This window comes from Streptomyces sp. NPDC047061 (assembly GCF_040643955.1).
GTDB lineage: Bacteria > Actinomycetota > Actinomycetes > Streptomycetales > Streptomycetaceae > Streptomyces.
Window position 1 is genome coordinate 60,635 of sequence record NZ_JBEYVI010000012.1, and the last position, 25,899, is coordinate 86,533.

27 protein-coding genes, 1 pseudogene and 1 riboswitch are annotated in these 25,899 nt (G+C 72.4%); of the genes and pseudogenes, 22 read left to right on the forward strand and 6 right to left on the reverse strand.

Annotation, left to right across the window (positions count from 1 at the left end; genetic code table 11):
• Position 1 precedes the first annotated feature (1 nt).
• On the reverse strand, positions 2–799 hold the full coding sequence (locus tag ABZ887_RS19250; RefSeq protein ID WP_361290619.1) for a tyrosine-protein phosphatase: 798 nt from the start codon (positions 797–799) through the stop codon (positions 2–4).
• Positions 800–997: 198 nt separating this feature from the next.
• Between ABZ887_RS19250 and ABZ887_RS19255 the strand changes: the two genes are divergently transcribed.
• The 3 genes from ABZ887_RS19255 to ABZ887_RS19265 all read left to right on the forward strand — a co-directional run bounded on the left by ABZ887_RS19255 (position 998) and on the right by ABZ887_RS19265 (position 5,537).
• Positions 998–3,082, forward strand: a complete 2,085-nt coding sequence (locus tag ABZ887_RS19255) for an alpha-galactosidase (RefSeq protein ID WP_361290622.1) — start codon at positions 998–1,000, stop codon at positions 3,080–3,082.
• Positions 3,083–3,396: 314 nt separating this feature from the next.
• Positions 3,397–3,557: riboswitch (cyclic di-AMP (ydaO/yuaA leader) on the forward strand.
• 4 nt (positions 3,558–3,561) lie between these two features.
• Positions 3,562–4,500, forward strand: a complete 939-nt coding sequence (locus ABZ887_RS19260; protein WP_361290625.1) for a LysM peptidoglycan-binding domain-containing M23 family metallopeptidase — start codon at positions 3,562–3,564, stop codon at positions 4,498–4,500.
• Between the two features lie 251 nt (positions 4,501–4,751).
• Positions 4,752–5,537: an SGNH/GDSL hydrolase family protein gene (locus ABZ887_RS19265; protein WP_361290628.1), complete on the forward strand. Its 786-nt coding sequence runs from the start codon at positions 4,752–4,754 to the stop codon at positions 5,535–5,537.
• A 59-nt stretch (positions 5,538–5,596) separates the two neighbouring features.
• Here ABZ887_RS19265 and ABZ887_RS19270 read toward each other — a convergent pair whose 3' ends face one another.
• Positions 5,597–6,214 (reverse strand): TetR family transcriptional regulator C-terminal domain-containing protein, encoded by a 618-nt coding sequence (locus ABZ887_RS19270; RefSeq protein ID WP_361290631.1) that lies wholly within the window; start codon positions 6,212–6,214, stop codon positions 5,597–5,599.
• 68 nt (positions 6,215–6,282) lie between these two features.
• Positions 6,283–6,804, reverse strand: a complete 522-nt coding sequence (locus ABZ887_RS19275) for an N-acetyltransferase family protein (protein ID WP_361290634.1) — start codon at positions 6,802–6,804, stop codon at positions 6,283–6,285.
• On the opposite strand from ABZ887_RS19275, the gene ABZ887_RS19280 reads away from it, so the two are divergent.
• Both ABZ887_RS19280 and ABZ887_RS19285 read left to right on the forward strand, forming a co-directional pair.
• Positions 6,803–7,405, forward strand: a complete 603-nt coding sequence (locus ABZ887_RS19280; RefSeq protein WP_361290637.1) for an XRE family transcriptional regulator — start codon at positions 6,803–6,805, stop codon at positions 7,403–7,405. The genes ABZ887_RS19275 and ABZ887_RS19280 overlap by 2 nt on opposite strands.
• Positions 7,402–8,550: an MFS transporter gene (locus ABZ887_RS19285; RefSeq protein ID WP_361290640.1), complete on the forward strand. Its 1,149-nt coding sequence runs from the start codon at positions 7,402–7,404 to the stop codon at positions 8,548–8,550. The genes ABZ887_RS19280 and ABZ887_RS19285 overlap by 4 nt, the downstream gene beginning before the upstream one ends.
• Before the next feature lie 4 nt (positions 8,551–8,554).
• Here ABZ887_RS19285 and ABZ887_RS19290 read toward each other — a convergent pair whose 3' ends face one another.
• On the reverse strand, positions 8,555–9,733 hold the full coding sequence (locus ABZ887_RS19290; RefSeq protein WP_361290643.1) for a Glu/Leu/Phe/Val dehydrogenase dimerization domain-containing protein: 1,179 nt from the start codon (positions 9,731–9,733) through the stop codon (positions 8,555–8,557).
• A gap of 140 nt (positions 9,734–9,873) precedes the next feature.
• Here ABZ887_RS19290 and ABZ887_RS19295 point away from each other — a divergent pair, with 140 nt between their 5' ends.
• From ABZ887_RS19295 to ABZ887_RS19330, 8 genes and pseudogenes are all read left to right on the forward strand, one after another.
• Positions 9,874–11,061 carry an MBL fold metallo-hydrolase gene (locus tag ABZ887_RS19295; RefSeq protein WP_361290646.1) on the forward strand — a complete coding sequence of 396 codons (1,188 nt, stop codon included), beginning with the start codon at positions 9,874–9,876 and terminating at the stop codon, positions 11,059–11,061.
• Positions 11,062–11,238: 177 nt separating this feature from the next.
• Positions 11,239–12,399, forward strand: coding sequence for a DUF4037 domain-containing protein (locus tag ABZ887_RS19300; RefSeq protein ID WP_361290649.1), 1,161 nt, complete (start codon positions 11,239–11,241; stop codon positions 12,397–12,399).
• Positions 12,400–12,814: 415 nt separating this feature from the next.
• Positions 12,815–14,629: pseudogene (locus ABZ887_RS19305) on the forward strand (ATP-binding protein); the annotation flags it as partial.
• A 674-nt stretch (positions 14,630–15,303) separates the two neighbouring features.
• Positions 15,304–15,738: a roadblock/LC7 domain-containing protein gene (locus ABZ887_RS19310; protein ID WP_361290652.1), complete on the forward strand. Its 435-nt coding sequence runs from the start codon at positions 15,304–15,306 to the stop codon at positions 15,736–15,738.
• 2 nt (positions 15,739–15,740) lie between these two features.
• Positions 15,741–16,112 (forward strand): DUF742 domain-containing protein, encoded by a 372-nt coding sequence (locus tag ABZ887_RS19315; protein WP_217552435.1) that lies wholly within the window; start codon positions 15,741–15,743, stop codon positions 16,110–16,112.
• Positions 16,090–16,689, forward strand: coding sequence for an ATP/GTP-binding protein (locus ABZ887_RS19320; RefSeq protein WP_361290655.1), 600 nt, complete (start codon positions 16,090–16,092; stop codon positions 16,687–16,689). The genes ABZ887_RS19315 and ABZ887_RS19320 overlap by 23 nt, the downstream gene beginning before the upstream one ends.
• A gap of 61 nt (positions 16,690–16,750) precedes the next feature.
• A complete protein-coding gene (locus tag ABZ887_RS19325) occupies positions 16,751–17,332 on the forward strand; it encodes a GAF domain-containing protein (RefSeq protein WP_361290658.1) in 582 nt (193 codons plus the stop codon).
• A 57-nt stretch (positions 17,333–17,389) separates the two neighbouring features.
• A complete protein-coding gene (locus ABZ887_RS19330; RefSeq protein ID WP_361290661.1) occupies positions 17,390–17,989 on the forward strand; it encodes a TetR/AcrR family transcriptional regulator in 600 nt (199 codons plus the stop codon).
• Between the two features lie 25 nt (positions 17,990–18,014).
• Here the strand turns inward: ABZ887_RS19330 and ABZ887_RS19335 are convergent, their stop codons facing one another.
• Positions 18,015–18,194 (reverse strand): hypothetical protein, encoded by a 180-nt coding sequence (locus ABZ887_RS19335; protein ID WP_361290664.1) that lies wholly within the window; start codon positions 18,192–18,194, stop codon positions 18,015–18,017.
• Positions 18,191–18,493 (reverse strand): muconolactone Delta-isomerase family protein, encoded by a 303-nt coding sequence (locus ABZ887_RS19340; protein ID WP_361290666.1) that lies wholly within the window; start codon positions 18,491–18,493, stop codon positions 18,191–18,193. Before ABZ887_RS19340 ends, ABZ887_RS19335 begins: the two co-directional genes overlap by 4 nt.
• 118 nt (positions 18,494–18,611) lie before the next feature.
• Between ABZ887_RS19340 and ABZ887_RS19345 the strand changes: the two genes are divergently transcribed.
• From ABZ887_RS19345 to ABZ887_RS19385, 9 genes are all read left to right on the forward strand, one after another.
• A complete protein-coding gene (locus ABZ887_RS19345; RefSeq protein WP_361290669.1) occupies positions 18,612–19,541 on the forward strand; it encodes a LysR family transcriptional regulator in 930 nt (309 codons plus the stop codon).
• Between the two features lie 129 nt (positions 19,542–19,670).
• Positions 19,671–20,384 carry an SDR family oxidoreductase gene (locus ABZ887_RS19350; protein ID WP_361290672.1) on the forward strand — a complete coding sequence of 238 codons (714 nt, stop codon included), beginning with the start codon at positions 19,671–19,673 and terminating at the stop codon, positions 20,382–20,384.
• 41 nt (positions 20,385–20,425) lie between these two features.
• Entirely contained in the window at positions 20,426–20,797 is a 372-nt protein-coding gene (locus ABZ887_RS19355) for a nuclear transport factor 2 family protein (protein WP_361290675.1), read from the forward strand.
• A 177-nt stretch (positions 20,798–20,974) separates the two neighbouring features.
• Positions 20,975–22,003 (forward strand): L-threonine 3-dehydrogenase, encoded by a 1,029-nt coding sequence (gene tdh, locus ABZ887_RS19360; protein ID WP_361290678.1) that lies wholly within the window; start codon positions 20,975–20,977, stop codon positions 22,001–22,003.
• 68 nt (positions 22,004–22,071) lie between these two features.
• The gene (locus tag ABZ887_RS19365) at positions 22,072–23,265 is read left to right on the forward strand and encodes a glycine C-acetyltransferase (RefSeq protein ID WP_361291049.1); all 1,194 of its coding nucleotides are present in this window, start codon (positions 22,072–22,074) and stop codon (positions 23,263–23,265) included.
• 97 nt (positions 23,266–23,362) lie between these two features.
• Entirely contained in the window at positions 23,363–24,265 is a 903-nt protein-coding gene (locus ABZ887_RS19370) for a LysR family transcriptional regulator (protein ID WP_361290681.1), read from the forward strand.
• 57 nt (positions 24,266–24,322) lie between these two features.
• Positions 24,323–24,904, forward strand: coding sequence for an XRE family transcriptional regulator (locus ABZ887_RS19375; RefSeq protein WP_361290684.1), 582 nt, complete (start codon positions 24,323–24,325; stop codon positions 24,902–24,904).
• On the forward strand, positions 24,901–25,437 hold the full coding sequence (locus ABZ887_RS19380; RefSeq protein ID WP_361290687.1) for a GNAT family N-acetyltransferase: 537 nt from the start codon (positions 24,901–24,903) through the stop codon (positions 25,435–25,437). Before ABZ887_RS19375 ends, ABZ887_RS19380 begins: the two co-directional genes overlap by 4 nt.
• Before the next feature lie 30 nt (positions 25,438–25,467).
• Positions 25,468–25,827 carry an MmcQ/YjbR family DNA-binding protein gene (locus ABZ887_RS19385; RefSeq protein WP_361290690.1) on the forward strand — a complete coding sequence of 120 codons (360 nt, stop codon included), beginning with the start codon at positions 25,468–25,470 and terminating at the stop codon, positions 25,825–25,827.
• Positions 25,828–25,899: the final 72 nt, after the last annotated feature.

A 25,899-nucleotide genomic window follows, 5' to 3' on the forward strand; every position in this document is an offset into this window, starting at 1 on the left:
CTCAGTCGAGCAGGCGCTCGCGCAGCCGCTCCCGGGTCTCCGGAGCCAGCTTCAGGCCCTGCTCCAGGTAGATGTCGACGTCGCCCCACGTCTCGTCGATGCTCTCGAAGGCCGCTGCGAGGTACTCCGCGCGGGCGTCGAAGAGCGGGCCCAGCAGCTCCATCACCTCGGGGCTGTACACGCTCTCCCCGCTTCCACTGCGCCGCACCTTGTAGCGGCGGTGCTTGGCGTTGGACTCCAGGTAGTCGGCGAGGATCGCGTCCCGCTCCACGCCCACCGCGAGCAGCGTCACGGCTATGGAGATGCCCGCCCGGTCCTTGCCGGCCGCGCAGTGCATCAGCGCCGGGACGCTGTCCTCGGCGATCGAGTGCAGCACGCGCGAGTGCTCGTCGGTGCGGTCCTTGACGATCGTGCGGTAGGAGTTCACCATCCGGGCCGCGGCCTTGCCGTCCCCCAGGAGCCCGCGCAGCTGCTCGATGTCACCCTCGCGGACCATCGTCCAGAACTCGGCGCCGTGCGCCGGGTCGGTCAGCGGCAGGTTCACGTTCCGCGTGCCGGGCAGCTCGACGTCCGGGCCCTCCAGCTTCTGGTCGGCCGCGTTGCGGAAGTCGAAGATCGTGTGCAGGCCGAGCGAGGCGAGGAACTCCGCGTCCTGCTCCGTGGCGTGCGCCAGATGCCCGCTGCGGAACAGCACGCCCGGCCGCACCCGCCGCCCGTCCACGGTCGGCAGGCCGCCCACGTCACGGAAGTTGCGCACCCCGGCCAGCTCGGGCTCGGTGGACGGGACCTGCTGCGTCACGGGGGGCTCCTCCCGGTCAGCCCCGTCGGCGCTGCTCGTCGACGGGCACTGGATCGACCATACGACATCGGTTTCCACGGGCAATGAGTTGTCCACAGGCATCGCCTCCAGGGCCCGTGGCCCTTGATTCCGGAGCCCGTAGCCCTTGATGATGTTGGTGCTTGAGCGGATCTGTTGGCAGCTGTGTGAGGTTTCTCGATGGTGGACATCGCCCAGAACGGTCGTACCTGGCTCCTGTCGGGCCCCGGCAGCAGCTATGCGCTGCATCTCACGGAGGCCGACGAACTGCTCCACCTGCACTGGGGCGCCAGAATCCAGCTCGCGGACGCCGAGGAGCTCAGCACCCGGGCGCTGCCCGGCTACTGGGCCTTCGAGTCGCCGCTCGACGGCCGGGAGGAGTACCCCGTCGAGGGCGGGCCGCGGTTCGTCCGCCCCTCCCTGTCCGTGCGCACCGAGGAGCGGCGCGGCACCGAGTGGGCCTTCGAGGCCTACGAGACGGAGGACGGCGCGGACGGCGACGAGCTGCGGCTGCGCTTCCGGGACGACGGGATCCTCATCACCCTGCACTACCGGATGCGCGGCGACGTCGTCGAGCGCTGGGTGACCGTCGGCAACGAGGGGCACGCGCGCGTGGAGCTGCTGCGCGCCGACCCCGCCGCCTGGACACTGCCCGACCGCGAGGGCTGGCGGCTCTCCCAGCTGCACGGCCGCTGGGCCGCCGAGTCCCGCCTCACCAGCGCCCCGCTCACCTACGGCGAGAAGGTCATCGGCAGCCGCCGCGGCCACACCAGCCACCAGCACCTGCCCTGGGTCGCCCTCGACACCGACGCCACCGAGGAGCGCGGCGAGGTCTGGGGCTGCGCCCTCGGCTGGTCCGGCTCCTGGCGGATCGCCGTCGCCCAACTCCCGGACGCGCGGGTGCAGATCACCGGCGGCGCCGGCTACGACGACTCGGGCCTGCTGATGCTGGCCGAGGGCGAGTCGTACACCAGTCCGGTCTTCGCGGGCCTGTGGACCGACGGCGGCTTCGGCGGGGCGAGCCGTGCCTGGCACGCCTACCAGCGGGCGTACATCATCCCGGACGCCGACCGGGACCGGCCCGTGCTGTTCAACTCCTGGGAGGCCACGACCTTCGACATCTCCGAGGAGCAGCAGGCCACCCTCGCCCGGCGGGCGGCCGCGATCGGCATCGAGCTGTTCGTGGTGGACGACGGCTGGTTCGGCAAGCGCACCAGCGACCGTGCCGGCCTCGGCGACTGGACACCCAACCTCGACCGCTTCCCCAAGGGCCTCAAGCCGCTCGCCGACTACGTGCACGCCCTCGGCATGCAGTTCGGCATCTGGGTCGAGCCGGAGATGGTGAACCCGGACAGCGACCTGTACCGCGCGCACCCCGACTGGGTGCAGTACCAGGAAGGGCGAAAGCGGACAGAACTGCGCAACCAGCTCGTCCTCAACCTGGCCCGCGAGGACGTCCGGGAGTACCTCTGGGAGCAGCTCGACACGCTGCTGTCCAGCGCCCCGATCGACTACGTCAAATGGGACTTCAACCGCTGCTTCACCGACGCGGGCTGGCCCGGCGAGCCCTACCCGCAGCGCCTGTGGGTCGACCACGTCCGCGGGCTGTACGCCCTCCTCGACCGGATCCGCGCGGCCCACCCCGACGTCGCCATCGAGTCCTGCTCCGGCGGTGGCGGGCGGATCGACCTCGGCATCATGAGCCGCACCGACGAGGTGTGGACCTCCGACAACACCGACCCACTGGACCGGCTCGCCATCCAGCACGGCTTCAGCCAGATCCACCCCGCCCGGGTGATGTCCGCCTGGGTCACCGACAGCCCGAACCACCAGCTCAACGGCCGGGTCAGCAGTCTGCGTTTCCGCTTCGTCAGCTCGATGGCGGGGGCGCTCGGGGTCGGCGGCGACCTCTCGCAGTGGACCGAGGAGGAGCTCGCCGAGGCCGGGCGCTGGGTGGAGCTCTACAAGGAGATCCGGCCCCTCGTGCAGCGCGGCGACCAGTTCCGGCTGCGGCCGCCGGCCGGCGGGCTCAGCGCGGTGCAGTACACGCTCGGCGACGAGACCGTCGTCCTCGCCTGGCTGCAGGCCCAGAGCTACGGCGAGCCGGCGCCGGCGCTGCGACTGCAGGGCCTCGATCCCACGGAATCGTACGAATGCCGCGAAACGGGCGAAGTGTACCGAGGTGCCGTTCTGTTGCATCACGGGCTGCACGCCGGGCTGAAGGGCGACCTGGATGCGTCGGTCATCCGGCTCCGCCGGATCTGACACATCTAACCCATCTGTCCGAATTGGCGCCTTCATTACAACTCGCTCTGGAATAAGGGGACGTGGTGTGACGTGCGTGAGGAGCGTCATATTCGTGACCGTCCGTCGCGCGTCATGTTCACGTAATTGCGGTGCTTTCCAAGAAGGTTGGAAAACCGAAAGGACCGGAATTCACGGAGGGTGACGGGGATTTCCGGTAACGGATCAAGTGAAACCCGGACAGGCGGAACCGGCCGCTTGTCCGCGTCCGTCTCACTCGCTTACGTTCGCCACACATCCGGTCGGAACGCCGAATCCTGCCGCCGCCCGGAGTCCCCACACACTCACCCGTGCCCGGCAGGAGCGGGGGACCCACCAGGTACGACCGCCTGTTCCGGTTCCCGGGACGGCCAGGGGTGCAGTCACGTCTTCCCGCGTGGCCGGGCAGCTCCAGCCCGAACCCGACAGCTCACCTCGCAGGCGCCGGAGAGGAATGCGCCATGCCCGCGAAGGGTAAGCACCGCCGCCCCAAGTCCCAGCGTCTCACCCGCTCGATGGCCGTCGCCGGAACCGGTGGCGCCGCCCTGGCGCTGCCGCTCATGGGGGCCACCGGCGCCCACGCGGCCACCTCGCAGTCCGTTTCCGAAAAGGCCACGCAGTCGCTTCCCACGGTCGAGAAGACCGCGGTGAAGAAGACGGCCGCGAAGAATTCCGCCGCGCATTCCGCGCACCGCGTCTACACCGTGGTGCCCGGCGACTGTCTCGCGAAGATCGCCCGCGAGCACGACGTCCGCGGCGGCTGGCACCGGCTCTACGCCGACAACCGGGAGGCCGTCGGCGACAACCCCTCGCTGATCCACCCGGGCCTCGAGCTCGCGCTCGGCGGCCGGCACGCCGCGACGACGGACACCGCGGACTCCGGCTCCCGTTCCGAGGCGCCCTCGAACTCGCCGTCGTCCACCTCGCCGTCGTCCACCTCATCCTCGGCTTCCTCGGCCTCCGCGTCGGACGGCTCGGTGACGAGTGCCTCCGGCTTCGCCCTTCCGGTCACCGGTGCCACCGTCGGCACCGGCTACCACGTCGCCGGCGGCATGTGGTCCAGCGGGTACCACACGGGCGTCGACTTCGTCGTCCCGACCGGCACCCCGGTCAAGGCCGTCGGCACGGGCACGGTCGTCACGGCAGGCTGGGGCGGCTCCTACGGCAACCAGGTCGTCGTCCGGCTCGCCGACGGCTACTACGCGCAGTACGGCCACCTCTCCGCCCTCTCCGTCTCGGTCGGCCAGACCGTGACCGCGGGTCAGCAGATCGGCCTCTCCGGCGCGACCGGCAACGTCACCGGCCCGCACCTCCACTTCGAGATCCGCACCACCCCCGACTACGGCTCGGACGTGGACCCGGTCGCCTACCTCCGCTCGAAGGGCCTCGCCGTCGGCTGACCCGGCGCGCACCGGTCCGACACACACTCCGAAGGCCGGACCCCCGATCCCCGGGTCCGGCCTTCGGTGTTTCCATGTCCGGTGATCGACACGTCAACGCCGCTGATCAGAGACTTATTCCAAGCTTGGCAAAGTATTTAAAAGTGTCTTATCTCACCGAACGTCAACCCCTTATTACGGTCGCGTAGGTCACAGTCGAAGGTGAATCATGGTCCGATGTGGGAGACGATTCGAAGAGTGACAATGCATCAGTGATCGGGTCGTACGCGGCGGTGGGGGACAGCTTCACCGAGGGCGTCGGCGACCCCGGCCCCGACGGGGCGTTCGTCGGCTGGGCCGACCGGTTCGCGGTACTGCTGTCGGACCGACGGCCCGAGGGCGACTTCGAGTACACCAACCTTGCCGTGCGCGGGAAACTGCTCGACCAGATCGTGGCGGACCAGGTGCCGCAGGCCCTGGCACTCGCCCCGGATCTGGTCTCCTTCTGCGCGGGCGGCAACGACATCATCCGCCCCGGCACCGACCCCGACGAGGTGGCCGAGCGGTTCGAGCGGGCCGTGGCCCAGCTGACCGAGGCCATCGGCACAGTCCTGGTGACCACCGGGTTCGACACCCGGGGCGTCCCCGTCCTCAAGCATCTGCGCGGCAAGATCGCCACGTACAACGGGCACGTCCGGGCCATCGCCGACCGGTACGGCTGCCCGGTCCTGGACCTGTGGTCCCTGAAGACCGTGCAGGACCGCCGGGCCTGGGACGGCGACCGCCTGCATCTCTCGGCCGACGGGCACACGCGCGTGGCGCTGCGCGCCGGCCAGGTGCTCGGCGTCGAGGTACCGGCCGACCCTGACCAGCCGTGGCCGCCGCTGCCGCCCCGCGGCACCCTGGAGGTCCGCCGCGACGACGTGCACTGGGCCCGCGAGTACCTGGTCCCCTGGATCGGGCGCCGGCTGCGCGGCGAGTCCTCCGGCGACCACGTGACGGCCAAGGGGGCGCTCTCCCCGGACGACATCAAGATGCGGATCGCTTCCGTGGCTTGAGGCGGCACCGGCGGGTAAGGGGTGGCCTCCTTGCGGGCCGCCCCTTACTTCTCCGCCGCTTACTTCTCCTCCGGTTGCTTCTCCTCCGACAGGCCCAGTTCGCGCGCCAGGGCCTCGTCGACCCACTCCTGCGCCCGGGCGCGGGGGACGGCACCCGGGTACGACGTCAGCTGGACGGCGAGCCCGTCGAGCAGCGCGGTCAGCCGCAGCGCAGCCGCCGTCGGGTCGGGGCACCGGAACTCGCCCGCGGCCACCCCCTCGGCGATGACCTCCGCGATCGCCGCCTTCCACTGCTGGTCCAGGCCCTTGGTGACGTCCCGCAGCGCGGGTTCCCGCAACGCCACCGCCCAGCCCTCGATCCACAGCCGCCAGCCCTTCGCCTGCCCCGTCGGCGCGTACCAGCGCACCGCCGCCCGCAGCCGGCGCAGCGCCGACGTACGGCGGCCCAGGAGCTTGCGCAGATGCGTCAGGTCGCCCTCGGCGGCGTAGGTGAAGGCGGCGGCGACCAGCTTCTCCTTCGTCGAGAAGTGGTACAGCACCAGCGCGTTGCTCACGCCGAGCGTCGAGGCGACATCGGCGATCCGTACCGCCGCCACGCCCCGCGCCTCGATCTGTTCGATGGCGGCCCGCAGCAGTTCCTCCCGCCGCTCGGCCACACTCAACCGCACTCTCGCCACGCGGTCACCCTAATCGGTTGTCGCACCGCCCGCGTCGGCGTCCCGGGCCGGCGGCAGCCGGGTGGCCGTCACAGCGGCAGCCGCATGATCGTCAGGTCCAGCCAGCGGCCGAACTTGGTGCCCACCTCCCGGACCGTCCCGACGTGCTCGAAGCCGAACCGGTCGTGCAGCCGGATCGACGCGGCGTTCCGTGCCTCGATGCCGGCGATCATCACGTGGTGGCCTGCCGCGCGCGCCGAGGTGATGAGCGGGCCCAGCAGTGCCGAGCCGATGCCGAGGCCGTGGCTGCCCTCGCGGACGTAGACGGAGTTCTCCACCGTGTGCCGGTAGCCGTCCAGCGCCCGCCACGGGCCGTAGACCGCGAATCCGGCCACCTCGCCCGGCGCCTCGGCGACTTCGGCCACGAGCGCCGAGCCGCGCTCCAGGTGCGCGGCGAACCAGGCCGCGCCCTCGGCGGGGGACTGCGGGGTCTCCGTCCACAGGGCCGTCGAGTGCTCGATCGCGTGATTGCGGATCGTGCGGACGGCCTCCCCGTCACCGGGACGGGCCGGGCGCACCGTCACCCTGCTTCTCTCGTATATTGGATTCATGTCCAACATAGTAGAACCAACGGCGGATCCCCTGGTACGGCAGATCGCCGCCCGGGTCCGCGCCGAGCGGGAGCGCCGCCGCTGGACCCTGGCGCAGCTCGCGGACGCCTCCGGCGTCTCCCCGGCGATGATCAGCCGGATCGAGCGCGGCGAGAGCAGCCCCACCGCGGTCGTACTCGGCAAGCTGTCCGCCGCCTTCCAGCTCGGCGTCGCCTCGCTGCTGGCCCTCGCCGAGGGCGCGCCGGAGCCCGCGGCCGACATCCCGGGCGTGCGGCGCGGTACCGACGCCGCCGAGTGGCGCGACCCCGGCACCGGCTACCGGCGCCGCCAGATCACCGGCCCGCGCTTCCCGGCGGAGATCGCCGAGATCCGGCTGCCCGCCGGCGCCCGCGTCCCGTATCCGGCCGCGGCCTTCGCCTTCGTGCGCCAGCTCGTCTGGGTCCTCGACGGCCGGCTGACCTTCCACGACGGCGACACGGTCCACGAACTCGACGCCGGTGACACCATCGAACTCGGCGCGCCCGCCGAGCGCGTCTTCGCCAACACCACCGGCGCCGAGTGCCGTTACGCCGTCGTCCTCACCCGCGACGCGCGGCCGTGAGCCGTCCGCTGCCCCGCGGCGGCACGTTCCTGCTGGCCGGCATGGCCGGGACGGCGATCGCGAACAACTACGCCGTGCAGCCCGCGCTCACCGCGGTCGCCGCCGACCTCGACGTGCCGCTCTCCGTGATCGGCCTGGTGCCCACCGCCGCCCTCGTCGGCTGCATGACCGGCTTCGCCCTGCTGCTGCCGCTCACCGACCACCTCGCCCCCAACCGCCTGGTCACCGCGCAGCTCACCGCCCTGGCCGCGGCGCTCGCGCTCGCCGCGACCGCACGCGACGCGTTCGTGCTCCTGGCCGCCTATCTGCTCGTCGGTGCCGCCGCGAGCGTGGCCGCCCAGGCCGGCAACATCGCCGGCCGCCATGCCCGGCCGGGCCGCGGCGGCACCGGCGTCGCCCTGGTGGCCGCCGGCATGTCGGCCGGTATCCTGCTCGGCCGGCTGGCGGGCGGCGCCCTCACCGACACCCTCGGCTGGCGGCGGATGCTCCTCGTCTTCGCCGCCCTCGCCCTGCTCGGCGCGCTCGCCGCAGCCACGCTCCTGCCCCGGCACCGGCCGCACGCCGACCGCGGCTACCGCGCCACCCTGACCGCCCTCCCGCCGCTGCTCCTGAACGAGCCGGGGCTGCGCCGCGCGGTGGCCACCGGAGCGCTCTGGTACTTCGCGTTCAACCTCGTCTGGATCGCCCTCACCCTGGACCTGGCCCAGCCGCCGCGCTCCCTCGGCCCCACCGCCATCGGCCTCTACAGCCTGGCCGGGGTGCTCGGCTTCGCCGCGCTCCCGTTCACCGGCCGCTTCACCGACCGGTACGGCCCGCGCACGGTGATCGGCGGCTCCATGGCCGTCGCCGCGGCCGGTACCGCCCTGCTGGCCACGGGCCTGGACACCCCCTGGCTCACCGCCCTCGGCCTCGCCCTCTTCGACGCCGGCTGCTTCGCCGCCCAGGCCGCGAACCAGAGCCGCGTCATCACCCTCGACCCTGCCCGTTCCGGCAGCCTCAGCAGCGTCTACCTCGTGGTGTACTTCACGGTCGGTGCCGTGGGCACGGCCGTCGCCGCGCCCCTGCTCGACACCCTCGGCTGGCAGGGCACCGCCCTCACGGCCCTGAGCGCACTGCTTCTCGCCGCCGCTTCCGGTCGCCGCTGATCCGTCACCGGTACCAGCCGAACCGCTCCGCGATCACCGGCAGCCGGTCGGTCACCAGGGCGTGGGCGGCGGCCCGCGGGGTCGTGCCGTCGGACTCCGCGCGGTCCAGCATCAGCTCCACCAGGGCGCGCATCGAGCGGCGGGTGTGGGCGAACGCCTCGTCGGCGTCGGGGCCGATGTCGCCGAACAGGGTCCACCACCACCAGGCGTTGGTGCCCGAGTTCACCACCACGTCCGGCAGCACGGTCACCCCGCGCGCGGTCAGCCGTTCCTCCGCCTCGGGCAGCACGGGCATGTTGGCCGCCTCCACGATCCAGCGGGCGCGGACCAGGTGCTCGTTGCCGGTGTCGATCGCGTACGACACCGCCGCCGGCACCAGCACCTCCGCGTCGGCGGAGAGCCAGGCGTCACCCGGCAGTTCCACGTCCCCGGGGCGCAGGACCGCGCGGTCGACGGTGCCGTAGGCGTCCCGCGCGCGCAGCAGTGCCTCGACGTCCAGCCCCGCCGGGTTGGCGATCGTGCCCTTGACGTCGGCGACCGCCACCACGGTGAGCCCGGCGCGGGCGAGGAACCGTGCCGTGGCCCCGCCCATCGTGCCGAGGCCCTGCACGGCGACCCGCGTCCCCGCGTACGGCACCCCGGCCCGGTCCAGGGCCGTCAGCGCCGACTCGGCGACCCCGCAGCCACCGGCCAGCTCGTCGAGACCGATCCCGTCCACCTCGACGGCGAAGGCGTCCGCGAGCCGCCGCCGGGCCGCCGCCTCGTCGTCCAGCAGCGGATACACGGCCTGGACCGAGGAGACCAGCCCCGCCTCGGCCGCCGCCCGGTCCACCAGGTCCTGGGTGAGCCCCAGGTCCTCGCCGGTGGTCCAGAAGCTCTCCACGTGCGGCCGCATGGCGCGCAGATAGCGGACCAGCAGGGCGTACGCCCCGGGGTCCTGCGGATCGCAGTCGATGCCGCCCTTGGCGCCGCCCAGCGGGATGTAGCGGCCCTCGGGGTTGTAGTGCAGGGCCTCCTTCATGGTCATGCCGCGCGCGAGCCCGGTGACCTCCTCCAGGGTGCAGCCCGGCCGCATCCGCAGACCGCCACTGGCCACACCCCGTACCAGCCGGTCGACGACCAGGAAACCCTGGCGGCCGGTGACGTGGTCGGTCCAGACGAGGGACATCAGGGGAGCGGTCACGGGGGCTCCTCGGGAGCGGTGTGAAGAAACAGTGCTACTGAACAGTGGGTCAGTATTGGGAGACGGATGGTGCGGTGTCAACGCCGACTGTCACAAGGGCCGACCATAATGGGGACCTCAGCTACACCACTGGAGGTACCGTGACCGGTTTGCGATCCCTGAGCTCCGGGCTCCGCGCGCTGCGGCCCGCTGCCTTCGGCGCGGACCCCGGCGGCGAGCGCCTGGCCCGCATCCAGGGCTCCCCGCACTTCAAGGACGGTGTCTTCCAGAACCCCGGCGGTACCACCCGGATGCGGCCCTCGGGGTCGATGCTGGAGTTCGCGAAGACCTACTTCGAGAAGGAGCAGCGCGCCCGCAGGGCTCCCCGCGGTACTGTCCCGGTGCACCCCACCACCGTCGCCGACCTCGGCCGGCCCGCCGCCTCCGGCCTGCGGGTGACGTGGATGGGCCACTCCAGCGTCCTCGCGGAGATCGACGGGCACCGCGTCCTGTTCGACCCCGTCTGGGGCGAGCGCTGCTCCCCGTTCCCGTTCGCCGGGCCCAGGCGGCTGCACCCGGCGCCGCTGCCGGTCGCCGCGCTCGGCCCGGTCGACGTGGTGGTCATCTCACACGACCACTACGACCATCTCGACCTGCCCACGATCAAGGCACTGGCCGGCACGGACACCCTGTTCGCGGTGCCGCTCGGCGTCGGTGCCCATCTCGAACAGTGGGGCGTCTCCGCGGACCGGCTGCGGGAGCTGGACTGGCACGAGGAGACCAAGGTCGGCGGGCTCACCCTGACGGCCACCCCCGCCCGCCACTTCTGCGGCCGTGGGCTGCGCAACACCCAGCACACCCTGTGGGCGTCCTGGGTCGTGGCCGGCGAGGAGCACCGGATCTACCACAGCGGTGACACCGGCTACTTCGACGGCTTCAAGGACATCGGCGCCGACCACGGGCCCTTCGACGTGACGATGATCCAGATCGGCGCGTACAGCGAGTTCTGGCCCGACATACACATGACGCCGCAGGAGGGCATGCGCGCCCACCTCGACCTCCAGGGCGGGCAGCCGCACGGTGTGTTGCTGCCGATCCACTGGGGCACCTTCAACCTCGCCCCGCACGCCTGGGCCGAGCCGGGGGAGTGGACCAAGGACGCCGGCGACGAGGCGGGCCAGGCGGTCGCGCTGCCGCGTCCCGGTGAGCCCTTCGAGCCGTCCGGCAAGCTGCCCGCGGACCCGTGGTGGCGTACGGTCTCGGCGCCGATCGCCAGGCCCTGGCGCACCGAGAAGCAGCCGGAGGGTGCCCCCGGGCAGGGGGATCTCGACCTCGCCGGCGAGGCGTGACATCGAGGGCGAGGCGTGACCTCGCGGGCGACCGGTGACGGCGGGCCGACGGGCGCGAGCGGCGAGGAACGTGTGACGAAGGGCCTGTGACGCCGTCACCGGTGTGGCGGTGACGTGAAAATGGCGTGCATGCCCCTGCACAAGCTGGGCAGGGGCATCGTCATGAGCCCTGCACATATGCCAAGTCCTACTTTCTTACCGGGACTTGAGCTTTCCCGGCGCTTCTACACCGAGGCCGTACGCCCACTGCTGGAGGAGGCCGCTCCCGGCATACCCCATTCCGCGGCCCGCATCGGCGCGGGCTCCGAAGTGCTCGGTTACGACACCGAGCGCTCCGCCGACCACGAATGGGGCCCCCGGCTCCAGCTCTTCCTCCACTCCCACGATGTGAGCCGCCACGCCGGACGCATCAGACATGTGCTCGCCGAACACCTACCGAAGACCTTTCACGGCTGGCCCACCCACTTCGCCGCCACCGAGGATCGGGACGTCCGCGTCATGCGGGTGACCGACGGGCCGGTGCACCACCGCGTCGAAGTGACCGGCGTCTCCTCCTGGTTCCGTGCCACCCTCGGCTTCGACCCCGCCTCCGGCGTCACCCCGGCGCACTGGCTCGCCATGCCCACCCAGCTCCTCGCCGAGGTCACCGCCGGCGCCGTGTTCCACGACGGCCTGCACACGCTCACCCCGGCCCGCACCGCCCTGCGCTGGTACCCGCACGACCTGTGGCTCCACGTCCTCGCCTGCCAGTGGCAGCGCATCGCCCAGGAGGAGGCCTTCGTCGGCCGTTGCGGCGAGGTCGGCGACGAACTGGGTTCCGCCGTCGAGGCCTCCCGCCTGGTCCGCGACCTCATGCGGCTCTCCCTGCTGATGGACCGGCGCTACCCGCCCTACGGCAAATGGCTCGGCAGCGCCTTCGCCCGCACCCCCGCGGCCCCACGGCTCACCTCCGAACTCACCGCCGTCCTCGCCGCCACCGACTGGCACCTGCGCGAGCGTCATCTGGTCCAGGCGTACGAGATCGTCGCCCACCTGCACAACGAACTGGAGCTCACCGACCGGGTCGACCCGGCCACGCGCACCTACCACGCCCGGCCCTTCCGGGTGCTGCGCGCCGACCGCTTCACCCGGGCCCTCACCGCCCGCATCAAGGACCCGGAGATACGGGCGTTGCACAGGGCCGGTGCGGTGGACCAGTTCATCGACAGCACGGAAGTCCTCAGCCGCCCGGACCTGACCCGGGCCGCGGCCGACGCGGTGACGGGCGTCGGCGCCCACGACGGCCCGCGCCGCGCCCCGACGAAGAGCAGTCGAGGCCAAAGGGGTCACCGTGAGTGATATTTCAGGCGTGGTGAAGGGGGTGCGGAAGCCCCTCCGGCCGTCCGGCCCGACCGGCCGAGGGTGCGCGGACCGGGGGTCGGCGAGCGGGGCGAGGTGACGGGAGCCCCGGTCCGCGTCTTCTGTGCGTGACCGTTTCTGAGCAGGTCGGATCGGTCGGTGATTGTTCGGGAGTGGAGTGTCGAGGGGGTTATCGGTCTTTCGTGCGACGGCTCATACCAGAGCGGGACCATCTCCGGGGGACTTTGTCAACTGCCCACCGCACATGATGCCTTGGCGACTACTGTGAGTGTCCGTCGGGCGACGCGGGGCCGAATTCTTTTGCGGTCCCCTCGGCCGGCATTGCGATGGCGCATGCCCAACTCGCGCGACCCGCGCGAGGAACCAGGCCCGACGGACCAGTACGAGGACGCAGATGTCTCACCTCCGTGCACCGGCCGCCCGCGCCGACCGCCGTGAGGGCGGCCGGCACGGGCGTCCGGTCGCCCGACCCGTTCCCGCGCTGCCCGAGACCCACATACGGCCTCAGCTCATGCGTCTGGCGGTGCTGCCACCGGTCGCGGTGGCGCTCAGCGGCTGCGCGGCCGTCCTGTTCACCGTCCGCTCCACCGGCGCCCGGCCCAGCCTCACCCTGCTCGCCGTGCTCACCGGCGCGGTCTCGGTGACGGCCGCGGGCATCGTGATCGCCGCCGTGGCTGCGGGCCGCGCCGCCCGCTCGGTCAGCGACCGCGTCGCCGTCCTGCGCCGCAACGCCGCCCGCGGCGAGGCCGATCTGCTGGCCCTCGTCGACGCGCTGCGCCGCGGCGAGACCCCGCCCCCGCGCAAGCCGCGCGGCGGACCACCCGACGACGCGGACGACTTCGAGCTGCTCGCCGCCGACCTGTCCCGCGCGCACGACGGCGCCGTCACCGCCGTCGTGCAGGCGGCCCAGCTCTCCAGCCAGGCCGGCAGTGAACAGAAGCTGGAGGTCTTCGTCAACCTGGCGCGGCGCCTTCAGTCCCTCGTGCACCGGGAAATCTCGATCCTCGACGAACTGGAGAACGAGATCGAGGACCCGGACCTCCTCAAGGGCCTCTTCCACGTCGACCACCTGGCCACCCGCATCCGACGGCACGCCGAGAACCTCGCCGTGCTCGGCGGCGCCGTGTCCCGGCGGCAGTGGAGCAACCCCGTCTCCATGACCGAGGTGCTGCGCTCCGCCATCGCCGAGGTCGAGCAGTACTCCCGGGTCAAACTCGTCCCGCCGATCGACGGCGAACTGCGCGGGCACGCCGTCGCCGACGTCATCCACCTCCTCGCCGAACTCGTCGAGAACGCCACGGTGTTCTCCGCCCCGCACACCCAGGTGCTGCTCCGCGCCAACCTCGTCACCTCCGGCCTCGCGGTCGAGGTCGAGGACCGCGGACTCGGCATGCCGGTCGGCGAGCAGTCCAAGATGAACGCCCTGCTCGCCGACCCCGACCAGGTCAACGTCGCCAGCCTGCTGGCCGACGGCCGTATCGGACTCTTCGTCGTCTCCCAGCTCGCCCGCCGGCACGGCATCAACGTCCGCCTCCAGACCAACATCTACGGCGGCGTCCAGGCCGTCCTCGTCGTCCCGCAGGGCCTGTTGGGCACGGCTCCGGGCGCACCCGGGGCACCCGTCGCCGTACCGCAGCCGCGCTCCACGGCGACCGGGGGCGGTGCGCCGGGGGCGCCAGGTGCGCCCGGGACCGCGGGAGCACGGCCGTCCGACGGCACCGGGGCGCTGGAGGGCGTTCGGCCCGGCGGCGCGACCGGTTCGGACACGGGGACCGGAAACCGGGCCACCGCGGGCGGTCCGCCGGCCGGCCGAGGGCCCGGGCAGCAGCAGGGTCCCGCCGCGAGCGCCCCCACCGCCGCCGGTGGCCGTCGTCGGCGCGCGCCGCACGGGGGCGGTCCCGCGCCGCTGCCGGTGCGCGGCGCCCAGGAGACCCGCGCGAACCCCGCCGAGGCGCTGCCCGGCATCCGGCCCGAGGACCGGTCCGTGGTCGCCGAGCACGCGGGCAGCGCGCCCGTACCGCGCGTCGGCGCCGTGCGCGGCACCATGGGCAAACCCCAACTGCCGCGCCGCCGCGCCCAGGAGCACATCGTTCCCCAGCTGCGCGGCGGCCCGGTGCCCCGCCAGGACAGCGAGGTCCCGGCCGGACACGACCCCGGCCTGATGGCTGCCTTCCAGCGCGGCATCGGCCTCGCCGAAGCGCAGCAGCACCTGGAGGCCACCCAGGGGGAGCCGCCCACCGGCGAGTCCGCGGGCGGGACACATGGCGCATCCCTCCACGACGGGTTCACCGGTATGGGCTTCGCCGACATGGTCGTCGGCGACCAATCCGGCGACCGGCCGGCCAGCACGTCGCATGCCACGCACATGGACTCCACGCACATGGGCTCCGCCCGCACGGACGCCCTGCACACGGGGGCGGCGCATGCGGACGTGACGCACATGGAGGCCGGGTACCTGGCCCCGCACTACACGGCTCCCGACCACACAGCTCCGGACCAGTCCGCCCGGCACCGCATGACGCCGGCCCCCCTCACGCTCGACCCCCTGGTCTCAGGCCATGTGACCTCCGACCACCTGGCCTCGGACCACACGGCCTCGGACCACATGACCCCGGATCACATGGCCCCGGACCACATGACCACAGGTCACCCGGCGGCCATGGACCACATGTCCCCCACACACATGAACCGAACCCACCGGGACCCCGCCGACGCCCAGTCCGCGTCCCGACCCCAGTCGTACTCCCAGGCCCTGCGCCCGGTGCACACCTCCGACTTCACCACCCGGCCCGACGGGAGCGCACCGGCCGGATGACCAGCACCGTCTCCACCCCCACCCCCACCGCTCCCGCAGACCTTCTTACCCCAAGGAGTCGATCCACCATGGCGAGCGATGCGCCGACCGCCCAGGTATCCGACCTCGACTGGCTGATGAGCGGCCTAGTGCAGCGCGTACCGCACACGACCAGCGCGGTGCTCCTGTCCTGCGACGGGCTGGTGAAGTCCGTCCACGGCCTGGATCCGGACAGCGCCGACCACATGGCGGCGCTCGCCTCCGGCCTGTACTCGCTAGGCCGCAGCGCGGGCGTCCGGTTCGGCGACGGCGGGGACGTCCGCCAGGTCGTCGTCGAACTCGACTCGACGCTGCTGTTCGTCACCACCGCCGGCTCCGGCACCTGCCTCGCCGTGCTGGCCGGTCGGGAGGCCGACGCCGCCGTCCTCGGCTACGAAATGGCGATGCTGGTCAAGAGCGTCCGCCCGTACCTCGTCACCGCGCCCCGGCAGCACGCCGTCGACTCCACGGCGATGAGGCCTTGAGGGTGGCGGCAGCCGGCGACGGGCCCTGGCTCGACGACGCGGCCGGACGCCTTGTGCGCCCGTTCACGGTCAGCAACGGCCGCACCGAGCCCAGCATCGCCCTCGACCTCATGTCGCAGGTGATGGCGACCGGGTCCACACCCCTCGGCTACCTCGGCCTCGAGCACGCACAGGCACTCGACCTGTGCCGCGCCCCCGTCTCGGTCGCCGAGGTCGCCGCGCACCTCAAACTGCCCGCCGTGGTCACCAAGGTGCTGCTCTCCGACCTCGTCGACTGCGGGGCGCTGACCGCCAAGCCCCCCGTGTTCCACCACAACCCGACTGACCGGTCCCTCCTGGAGGCAGTACTCGATGGACTACGACGACAGCTCTGATCCCTTTCCCACCGCGCTGAAGATCCTGGTGGCCGGTGGGTTCGGGGTCGGCAAGACCACCTTCGTGGGCGCGGTCAGCGAGATCGCCCCGCTGTCCACGGAGGAACTCCTCACCACGGTCAGTGCCGCGACCGACAGCCTCGACGGGATCGAGAACAAGGTCGAGACGACCGTGGCCATGGACTTCGGCCGCATCACCCTGGACCCGGAACACGTCCTCTACCTGTTCGGCACGCCCGGACAGGAGCGGTTCTGGTTCATGTGGGACGAGCTGTCCGAGGGCGCACTCGGCGCGGTCATCCTCGCCGACACCCGCCGCCTGGAGGACTGCTTCGCGGCCGTCGACTTCTTCGAGGAGCGCGGCCTCGGCTTCATCGTCGCCATCAACGAGTTCGACGGCTCCTACCGCTACGACCCCGACGAGGTGCGCGCCGCCATCGACCTCGACCCGGAGATCCCCGTGGTCCGCTGCGACGCCCGGATCTCCAGTTCCGGGGTCCAGACCCTGCTCACCCTCGTCCGTCATCTGATCGCCCACGCTCCGGTCTCCGCGCCGAGCCACGGCGCCCACATGTGAACTCCCAACATCCCTCACGGAGCCCGTATATGACCCACGTCCACTGCGACGGAGCCCGCGCATGAGGTACGACCCGTCACGCCCGGCCGGCCGGCTGCTGCTCACGCCCGAGGACAAGGAGGCACCCGAGCGCACCCGGCGCCTCGGCCAACTGCGTCTGGGCGCACACCCGGACCCCGCCCTCGACGCCTACGCGGACCGGCTCGCCGAGGTCACCCGGGCGCCGTACGCCATGGTCAACTTCATCGACGTGAACCGCCAGTTCTTCGCGGGTCTGCACCTGCCGGACGTGGCACCGCCCGTGGTGCGGCCGGACGGCAGCACCCCCGTACTGGGCCGTGAGCTGGCCCGTGACCATGGTTTCTGCCCCCATGTGGTGGTCCGGCGCAAGGCGCTGGTCCTGGAGGACGTCTGCGACTACCCGCGGTTCGCGGGCAACCCGGTCGTCGACGACTTCGGCATCCGTTCCTACCTGGGCGCCCCGCTGATCGACAGCACGGGGACGGTGCTCGGCACGGTGTGCGTGGTCGACGTGGAGCCGCGGCCCTGGGGCCGGGCCGGTCTGGAGACGATCAAGTCGTCGGCGGCCGAGCTGGTGGCCCGGATCGAGCGGCGCGAGGCCGACGGTCTCCCGCTGCTGTGACGACGGGAACATCCCCTTCGCTAGCCGACCGGTCTAGTACCTCCGTACCCTGGTCGTATGGGACGTACCAGTGACGCCAGGCGGAAGATCCTCGACGCCGCTCGCTCGCTGATCGAAGGGCGTGGCTACTCCGCGCTCGGCGTGGCCGAGATCTGCAAGGCGGCCGGGGTGCCGAAGGGCAGTTTCTACTACTTCTTCGAGTCCAAGGAGGCCCTCGCGCTCGCGGTCGTCGACGAGCACTGGGCCGCCCAGAAGCGCGACTGGACCCGGGCCCTGACCGGTGACGCCGAGCCGCTGCGGCGGCTGCGGCGGCTGTTCGAGGAGACCGAGGCCGGCCAGCTCGCCGGCCAGCGGGGCTGCGGGACCGTGGCGGGCTGTCTGTTCGGGAACCTCGCCCTGGAACTGAGCAACCAGACCGAGGCGGTCCGCGGACGGCTCCAGGAGATCTTCGACGCCCAGGTCGACATGGTGGAGTCGGTCGTCGCCGAGGCCCGGGAGCGCGGCGACGTGGGCGTGACCGACACCCGCGAGGCGGCACGGGCGGTGGTGGCCCAGCTGGAGGGCCAGGTGATGCTCGCCAAGCTGTACAACAGCACCGGGCGGCTGACCCCGCTCTGGGACAACTGCCGGGCCCTGCTCGGCGTGACAGCCGCGTAGGGCCTGCGGCCCAGGGGCGGGTGGCCTAGGGGCCGGTGGCTTCGGCCGGTCGGCGCTGTCGTACCGGCGCTGTGTGGTCCCCGACCATGTGGTGCGGGAACCCGATCCGCAGCACGGCGGCGGCGACGAGACAGCCGACGCCCATGCCCGCCGCGAGTGCGGCGGCGGCCCTGGTGACATGGGTCCAGGGGGAGGCGGCGGTCATCGGGTGCCGTCGGCCCGGCCCGGGTCGTTGGGGTGGGACTCCAGCGGGGTGACGGTGAGTGTCATCCACGGGCGCAGCGGCAGGGTGCCGAGCACCTTCTCGTGGAGTTCCTCCTCGTCGGCGGCCCGCCACACACCGATGCTGCGCAACTCGCCCACCGGGCGCCACAGCCGGGCCAGATGACCGGTCGCGGCCAGTTCCCGCGCCCGGACGGCCTCCGCGGCCCGCCGCCGGTCGATCTCGTCCTGGCCCGTGCCCTCGGGGATGTCGGTGGTGATCTCGACCAGGAACTCTCGCACGATGTGCTCCCTCCGGTGTCGCTCTGTTGCCGGTCACTCCATCGTGCGCCGCCGCCGGCACCGGTGCCACGACCGGCCGCCTCGCTGCTGAGAGGCGCGGCCTCCCAGCGCGCGTAGCATGACGCGCGTGGAACTGCGCCAGCTGCGCTATTTCGTCGCGGTCGCCGAGGAACTGAACTTCGGCCGGGCCGCCGAGCGGCTGCTCATCGCGGGCCCCTCGCTCTCCCAGCAGATCAAGGCGCTCGAACGGGACCTGGGCGTCCGGCTGTTCGACCGGGACCGCCGCTCGGTCTCCCTCACCCCGGCGGGCGCCGAGCTGCTCCCGCACACCCGGGACCTGCTGGCGCGGGCCGACGACCTCAGGCGCCGGGCGGGCCGCCTCTCGGGATCCCAGGCGGTACGGCTCGGATACGTCAACTGGCTTCCGCCGGACCTGGGTTCACGGACGGCCGCGGTCGCCCGGGTGCATGTGGACGCCTGGGTCGCGCCCTCCCACACGCAGGCCGCCCGGGTCGCCGACGGCAGTCTGGACCTCGCCGTCTGCTGGGTGCGCACCGAGGACCTCGAACGGCTCGGGCTGCGGGCCCGGCTGATCGGCGCGGACCGGCTGTACGCCGTCGCGAAGGGCACCGACACGAGCGACCTGCCGGCCCGGGACACCGACGTCCTCATCGACGACGACATCACCTCCTGGGCCTCCTGGAACGAGTACGCCGAGGAGCTCACGCGGGCCGTCGGCGCCCGCGCGGTGCGCATCTCCGACGGTGCCGTCACCGGCCCCGCCTACTTCGACCACGTCCGCCGCTGCACCCGGCCCGTCCTCAACTCGCCCAAGGGCCAGACCACTCCGCTCCCGCCCGACCTGGTCCGCCGCGAGGTCGTCGCGCCGAAGGTGTACTGGACCTGGTCCCTGGTCTGGCGCGCGGGGGAGGACCGCGCGGGTGTCCTGGCCGTCGTCGACGCCCTGAGCGAGGGCGTCGGCGACCTCGGGATCCATGCCCCGGACGCCTGGCTGCCCGCCGGCGACCCGTACGCACTCCCGGGCTGAGCTGCGCTGGGAGGCCGCGTCTCCCAGCCGGGAGGACACCGATCCTGGCATCCCGTCCCGGCCCGACCTACCTTCCGAATAGTCGACCGGTCGGCTAGTAACCGGTCAGCCACTACGGAGAAGGTCATCATGAGCACGCAGCAGCAGAAGGTCGCCATCGTCACCGGTGCTTCGCAGGGCATCGGCGCCGCCCTCGTCGAGGGCTACCGCAAGCTCGGCCACGCGGTCGTCGCCACCTCGCGCACCATCGCCCCCGCCGACGACGCCGGCGTCCTGACCGTCCAGGGCGACATCGCCGACCCGGCGACCGCCGAGCGGGTCGTGGCGGCCGCCGTCGAGCGGTTCGGCCGTATCGACACCGTGGTCAACAACGCCGGCGTCTTCGTCGCCAAGCCGTTCACCGACTACACCGCCGAGGACTACGCCGCCGTCACCGGCATCAACGTCGCCGGCTTCTTCCACCTCACCCAGCGGGCGGTCCCGCACCTGCTCGCCCAGGGCGGCGGGCACGTCGTCAGCGTCACCACCAGCCTGGTCGACAGCCCGGACGCCCGCGTTCCCTCCGTCCTGGCCTCGCTGACCAAGGGCGGCCTGCAGTCCGCGACCAAGTCCCTGGCGATCGAGTACGCCACCCGTGGCATCCGCGTCAACGCGGTGTCGCCCGGCACCATCAAGACCCCGATGCACCCGGCGGAGACCCACGAGTTCCTCGCCGCCCTGCACCCGGTCGGCCGGATGGGTGAAGTGAGCGACATCGTCGACGCGGTTCTCTTCCTGGAGACCGCACCGTTCGTCACCGGCGAGATCCTGCACGTCGACGGCGGTATGAGCGCCGGACACTGACGGCAGGGCGAGTCACCGACCAGGGAGAGCAAGGAGCGGACATGACCAGCACGACCGACGACACGGCCATCCTGAGCGCAGTGCTCGACCGGTGGAAGGCGGCCGTCGACGCACACCGACCCGAGCGCGTCGCGGCCGAGTTCACCGAGGACGCCGTCTTCCAGGGACTGCACCCCTACAGCGTCGGACCGCAGGGTGTCGCCGCGTACTACGACTCCCAGCCCCTCGGCATGAAGGCGGCGTACCGGGTCCTGGAGACCAGGCGGCCCGCCGACGGCGTCGTCCTCGGGTACCTGGCCGTCGAGTTCTCGTTCACGGACCGGCCCCCGCTGGACGTCAGGCTCTCCGTCCTCGCCACCCGGACGGGCGAAGACTGGCGTATCGCCCACTACCAGGTCTCCCGCCTCGACTAGCCGTGTCCTGGCGGGTGTTCCGAGGGCGTGAAGCGGAGCTGTGGCGGTGCTTAAGAAATCCTCGATGGACCGATGCTCCGGGGTGGGGCAGATTGCTGTGAGATTCCACCCCCTCCCCGGCCGCGGGGCCGCCTCGGCGACCCCGCGGCCGGGATCTCACGCACAGGAGCCGTAGCGTTGAAGGCGCTGGTCAAGGAGAAGGCGGAGCCCGGGCTGTGGCTCACGGACGTACCGGAGCCCACGGTCGGACCGGGTGACGTACTGATCAAGGTCCTGCGGACCGGCATCTGCGGCACCGATCTGCACATCCGTGCCTGGGACGGCTGGGCGCAGCAGGCGATCACCACCCCGCTCGTGGTCGGCCACGAGTTCGTCGGCGAGGTCGCGGCGACCGGCCGGGACGTCACCGACATCAACGTGGGCGACCGGGTCAGCGGCGAGGGCCACCTCGTCTGCGGCAAGTGCCGCAACTGCCAGGCCGGGCGGCGCCATCTGTGCCGCGCTACGGTCGGCCTGGGCGTGGGCCGGGACGGCGCGTTCGCCGAGTACGTCGCGCTGCCCGCCGGCAACGTCTGGGTGCACCGGGTCCCCGTCGACCTCGACGTGGCCGCGATCTTCGACCCGTTCGGCAACGCCGTGCACACCGCGCTCTCCTTCCCGCTGGTCGGCGAGGACGTCCTGATCACCGGCGCGGGGCCGATCGGGCTCATGGCCGCCGCCGTGGCCCGGCACGCGGGCGCCCGGCACGTCGTGATCACCGACGTCAGCGAGGAGCGCCTCGAACTCGGCCGCAAGATCGGCGTGAGCCTCGCCCTGAACGTGTCACAGGCGGGCATCGCCGACGGACAGCGGCAGCTGGGGCTGCGTGAGGGCTTCGACATCGGCCTGGAGATGTCCGGCCGGCCCGAGGCCATGCGCGACATGATCGCCAACATGACGCACGGCGGCCGGATCGCCGTGCTCGGCCTGCCCGCCCAGGAGTTCCCCGTCGACTGGGCCCGGATCGTCACCTCGATGATCACCATCAAGGGCATCTACGGCCGTGAGATGTTCGAGACCTGGTACGCGATGTCGGTGCTGCTGGAGGGCGGACTCGACCTCGCGCCCGTGATCACCGGCCGGTACGGCTACCGCGACTTCGAGGCGGCCTTCGCCGACGCGGCGAGCGGCCGCGGCGGCAAGGTCATCCTCGACTGGACCCACTGACGGCCCCGTTGACGGCCCCCACTGATGGCCCTGCTGACGGACCCGCTGACGACACCCAAGGACTGATGATGTTCGACTCCGTGCGCGACGACCTGCGCGCCACCCTCGACGAGATCCGCGCCGCCGGTCTGCACAAGCCCGAGCGGGTCATCGGCACCCCGCAGTCCGCGACCGTCGCCGTCACCGCCGGCGGCCGCCCGGGCGAGGTCCTCAACTTCTGCGCCAACAACTACCTCGGCCTCGCCGACCACCCCGAGGTGATCGCCGCCGCCCACGAGGCCCTGGACCGCTGGGGCTACGGCATGGCCTCGGTCCGTTTCATCTGCGGCACCCAGGAGGTCCACAAGGAGCTGGAGGCACGCCTGTCGGCGTTCCTCGGCCAGGAGGACACGATCCTCTACTCCTCCTGCTTCGACGCCAACGGCGGTGTCTTCGAGACCCTCCTCGGCGAGGAGGACGCGGTGATCTCCGACGCCCTCAACCACGCCTCCATCATCGACGGCATCCGCCTCTCCAAGGCCCGCCGCCTGCGCTACGCCAACCGCGACCTGGCCGACCTGGAACGGCAGCTGAAGGAGGCGCAGAGCGCCCGGCGCCGGCTGGTCGTCACCGACGGCGTCTTCTCCATGGACGGCTATCTTGCGCCGCTCCGCGAGATCTGCGACCTCGCCGACCGCTACGACGCGATGGTCATGGTCGACGACTCGCACGCCGTCGGCTTCGTCGGCCCGTCCGGCCGCGGCACCCCCGAGCTGCACGGCGTCATGGACCGCGTCGACATCATCACCGGCACCCTCGGCAAGGCCCTCGGCGGCGCCTCCGGCGGCTATGTCGCGGCCCGCGCCGAGATCGTCGCCCTGCTCCGCCAGCGCTCCCGCCCCTACCTCTTCTCCAACACCCTCGCCCCGGTGATCGCGGCATCCTCCCTCAAGGTCCTCGACCTGCTGGAGGCGGCAGACGACCTGCGGGTCCGGCTCGCCGAGAACACCGCCCTGTTCCGCCGCCGGATGACCGAGGAGGGCTTCGACATCCTCCCCGGTGACCACGCCATCGCCCCCGTGATGATCGGGGACGCGGCGGAGGCGGGCCGGATGGCCGAGCTGCTCCTGGAGCGCGGCGTGTACGTGATCGGCTTCTCCTACCCGGTGGTCCCGCAGGGCCAGGCCCGGATCCGGGTCCAGCTCTCCGCGGCCCACTCGACGGACGACGTGAACCGCGCGGTGGACGCCTTCGTCGCGGCCCGGGCGGAACTGGCGGGCTGAGCCGGGCGGGACGGCGGGCCGCCGGTTCAAGCCGGGTCGCCGGTCCGAGGTGGGCCGACGGCCCGAGCGGCGACGACATATTGCGATAATCAATCCCATGATCGAGGCGCGGCGGCTCCGCATCCTCCGTGCGGTGGCCGACCACCGCACGGTGACGGCGGCTGCCGCCGCGCTCTATCTGACCCCCTCGGCCGTCTCCCAGCAGCTGACGGCCCTCGAGCAGGAGACCGGCCACCGCCTGGTAGAGCGCAGCGCCAAGGGCGTACGGCTGACCCCGGCCGGCGAGATCCTGCTCGCCCACACCAACGCGGTCCTCGCCCAGCTGGAGCGGGCCGAGGCCGAGCTGGCCGCGTACGGCTCCGGCGAGGCCGGCACGGTCACCGTCGCCGCCTTCGCCACCGGCATCGCGCAGGTGGTCGCCCCGGCCGTGGCCCGGCTCGCCCGCACCGCCCCCGGCATCCGCATCCGCGTCCAGGACGCCGAGGGCGACGCCAGCCTCCCGATGGTCCTGGACCGGCAGGTCGACGTCGCGGTCGCCGTCGAGTACCGAGGGGCCCCGCCCGCCGACGACCCCCGGCTCACCCACGTACCCCTGTACGCCGAGCCGTTCGACGCCGTCGTCCCCCTGCACCACCGGCTGGCCGAGGCCTCCGAGGTGCCCCTCGCCGAACTGGCCAAGGACACCTGGATCGGCCCGTACCCGGGCAACCCCTGCCACGACGTGGTGGTCCTGGCCTGCGAGAGCGCCGGCTTCCAGCCCCGCCTCGAACACTCCTCCGACGACTTCCGCGCCGTGGTGGCCCTGGCCGCGGCCGACGCGGGCGTGGCCCTCGTCCCGCGCTCGGCGCTGCGCGGCATGGACCTCACCGGTGTGGTCGTCCACCCCGTCGACGGCGTCGCCCCGACCCGCCGCGTCTTCGCGGCCGTACGACGCGGAGCCGAGGAACATCCGCTGATCCGCCCGGTGCTGACCGCCCTGGGCGAGGCGGCACGGATGTAGCCCTTCTCGACGCCGTCCTTAACGTCGTCGTTTCATATCAGGGATATCATCCCGAATATGAAACAGGAGGAGATGGTGGCCCCCGACCCCGTCGACGTCCGCCTCGGCGCCCGCCTCGCCGAACTGCGGGCCGAACACGGCTGGTCCCTGGGTGAGTTGGCGGAGCGCAGCGGAGTGAGCAGGTCCACCCTGTCCCGGGCCGAACGGGCCGAGACCAGCCCCACGGCAGCCCTCCTCAACCGCCTCTGCCATGTCTACGGCCGGACCATGTCCCAGTTGCTCAGCGAGGTCGAGGCGGAACCCGCGCCCGTGCTGCGCGCCGCCGAACAGCAGGTGTGGGAGGACCGCGCCTCCGGTTTCGTACGACGCTCCGTGTCGCCGCCGCACGGCGGACTGCGCGGCGAACTCGTCGAGGGCCGGCTCTCGGTGGGGGCGGACATCGCCTACGACCGCCCGCCGGTGCCCGGCCTGGAGCAGCACATCTGGGTGCTCGACGGCAGCCTCGCCGTGACGGCGGAGGGCATCGAGCACCTCCTGGACGCCGGCGACTGCCTGCGGCTGCGGGTGTGGGGGCCGACACGGTTCCGGTGCGCCGGACCGGGGGAGGCGCGGTACGTGCTGGCGGTGGTGCGGCCGTGACGGCACTGCGCCTCGACGCGGAACAACTGCTCCGACGCGAGGGCGAGTTGGCCGAGCTCCTTGCCGACACCGTGAACGGCGGGGCGTCCGTCGGCTTCCTCGCCCCCTTCGAGCGGGAGCAGGCCGTCGCCTGGTGGCGGGGGCGGGCGGCCGCCGTGGCCGCCGGGCGGCTCGCCGTCTGGGTCGCGCTGGACGGCGCCGGCCGGGCCGTCGGCACGGTCGGCCTGGCCTTCCCCCACCCCGACAAGCCCAACAGCCCGCACCGCGCCGAACTGGTGAAGCTGATGGTCCGCCGCGACGCCCGCGGCCGGGGCGTCGGACGCGGGCTGCTGGCCGTCGCCGAGGAAGCCGCGGTCGGCACCGGGATCACCCTGCTCCACCTGGACACCGAGACGGACAGCCCCGCCGAGCACCTCTACCGCTCGGCCGGCTGGACCCGCGCCGGGGTCATCCCCGACTACGCCCTCGACCCCGCCGGGGTGCTGCGCCCGACGACCCTCTACTACAAGCACGTGGGCGCTCGGGCCGGGTGACTGTCAGTGGCGGGGGCTACGGTTCGGGGCATGCAGGAAGCCGAAGACGTACGCCGTGTCGCCCTGTCCCTGCCGGACACCAGCGAGAAGATCGCCTGGAGCATGCCCACGTTCCGGGTCGCCGGGAAGATGTTCGCCACGCTGCCCGAGGACGAGACCTCCATCGCCGTGCGCTGCCCCAAGGAGGAGCGCGACGAACTGGTGCTCGCCGAGCCGGCCAAGTTCTGGATCGCCGACCATGAGGCCCAATTCGCCTGGGTCCGCGTCCGGCTCGCCGCGCTGGAGGACGAGGGCGAACTGCGCGACATCCTCGCCGACTCCTGGCGGCAGGCGGCCCCGCCCCGACTCCTCGACTCCTACCCGGAGTTGGGGCTGCCGGGCGGGAGCTGACCACCCGCCCCGCACCGCCGCGGCCGGCCGGGACAAAAGGCGTGCGCGACCACCGAGCCGAGTGCGGTATTG

What these genes read in the sequence shown, in the direction of transcription:
- ABZ887_RS19260 (WP_361290625.1), top strand. Translation starts at nt 3,562, where the DNA reads ATGCCCGCGAAGGGTAAGCACCGCCGCCCCAAGTCCCAGCGTCTCACC.
- ABZ887_RS19365 (WP_361291049.1), top strand. Translation starts at nt 22,072, where the DNA reads ATGTTCGACTCCGTGCGCGACGACCTGCGCGCCACCCTCGACGAGATC.
- ABZ887_RS19335 (WP_361290664.1), bottom strand. Translation starts at nt 18,194, where the DNA reads ATGACCGCCGCCTCCCCCTGGACCCATGTCACCAGGGCCGCCGCCGCA.
- ABZ887_RS19345 (WP_361290669.1), top strand. Translation starts at nt 18,612, where the DNA reads ATGACGCGCGTGGAACTGCGCCAGCTGCGCTATTTCGTCGCGGTCGCC.
- ABZ887_RS19280 (WP_361290637.1), top strand. Translation starts at nt 6,803, where the DNA reads ATGTCCAACATAGTAGAACCAACGGCGGATCCCCTGGTACGGCAGATC.
- ABZ887_RS19385 (WP_361290690.1), top strand. Translation starts at nt 25,468, where the DNA reads ATGCAGGAAGCCGAAGACGTACGCCGTGTCGCCCTGTCCCTGCCGGAC.
- ABZ887_RS19300 (WP_361290649.1), top strand. Translation starts at nt 11,239, where the DNA reads ATGCCAAGTCCTACTTTCTTACCGGGACTTGAGCTTTCCCGGCGCTTC.
- ABZ887_RS19275 (WP_361290634.1), bottom strand. Translation starts at nt 6,804, where the DNA reads ATGAATCCAATATACGAGAGAAGCAGGGTGACGGTGCGCCCGGCCCGT.
- ABZ887_RS19255 (WP_361290622.1), top strand. Translation starts at nt 998, where the DNA reads ATGGTGGACATCGCCCAGAACGGTCGTACCTGGCTCCTGTCGGGCCCC.
- ABZ887_RS19355 (WP_361290675.1), top strand. Translation starts at nt 20,426, where the DNA reads ATGACCAGCACGACCGACGACACGGCCATCCTGAGCGCAGTGCTCGAC.
- ABZ887_RS19325 (WP_361290658.1), top strand. Translation starts at nt 16,751, where the DNA reads ATGAGGTACGACCCGTCACGCCCGGCCGGCCGGCTGCTGCTCACGCCC.
- ABZ887_RS19320 (WP_361290655.1), top strand. Translation starts at nt 16,090, where the DNA reads ATGGACTACGACGACAGCTCTGATCCCTTTCCCACCGCGCTGAAGATC.
- ABZ887_RS19330 (WP_361290661.1), top strand. Translation starts at nt 17,390, where the DNA reads ATGGGACGTACCAGTGACGCCAGGCGGAAGATCCTCGACGCCGCTCGC.
- ABZ887_RS19350 (WP_361290672.1), top strand. Translation starts at nt 19,671, where the DNA reads ATGAGCACGCAGCAGCAGAAGGTCGCCATCGTCACCGGTGCTTCGCAG.
- ABZ887_RS19370 (WP_361290681.1), top strand. Translation starts at nt 23,363, where the DNA reads ATGATCGAGGCGCGGCGGCTCCGCATCCTCCGTGCGGTGGCCGACCAC.
- ABZ887_RS19375 (WP_361290684.1), top strand. Translation starts at nt 24,323, where the DNA reads ATGAAACAGGAGGAGATGGTGGCCCCCGACCCCGTCGACGTCCGCCTC.
- ABZ887_RS19310 (WP_361290652.1), top strand. Translation starts at nt 15,304, where the DNA reads ATGGCGAGCGATGCGCCGACCGCCCAGGTATCCGACCTCGACTGGCTG.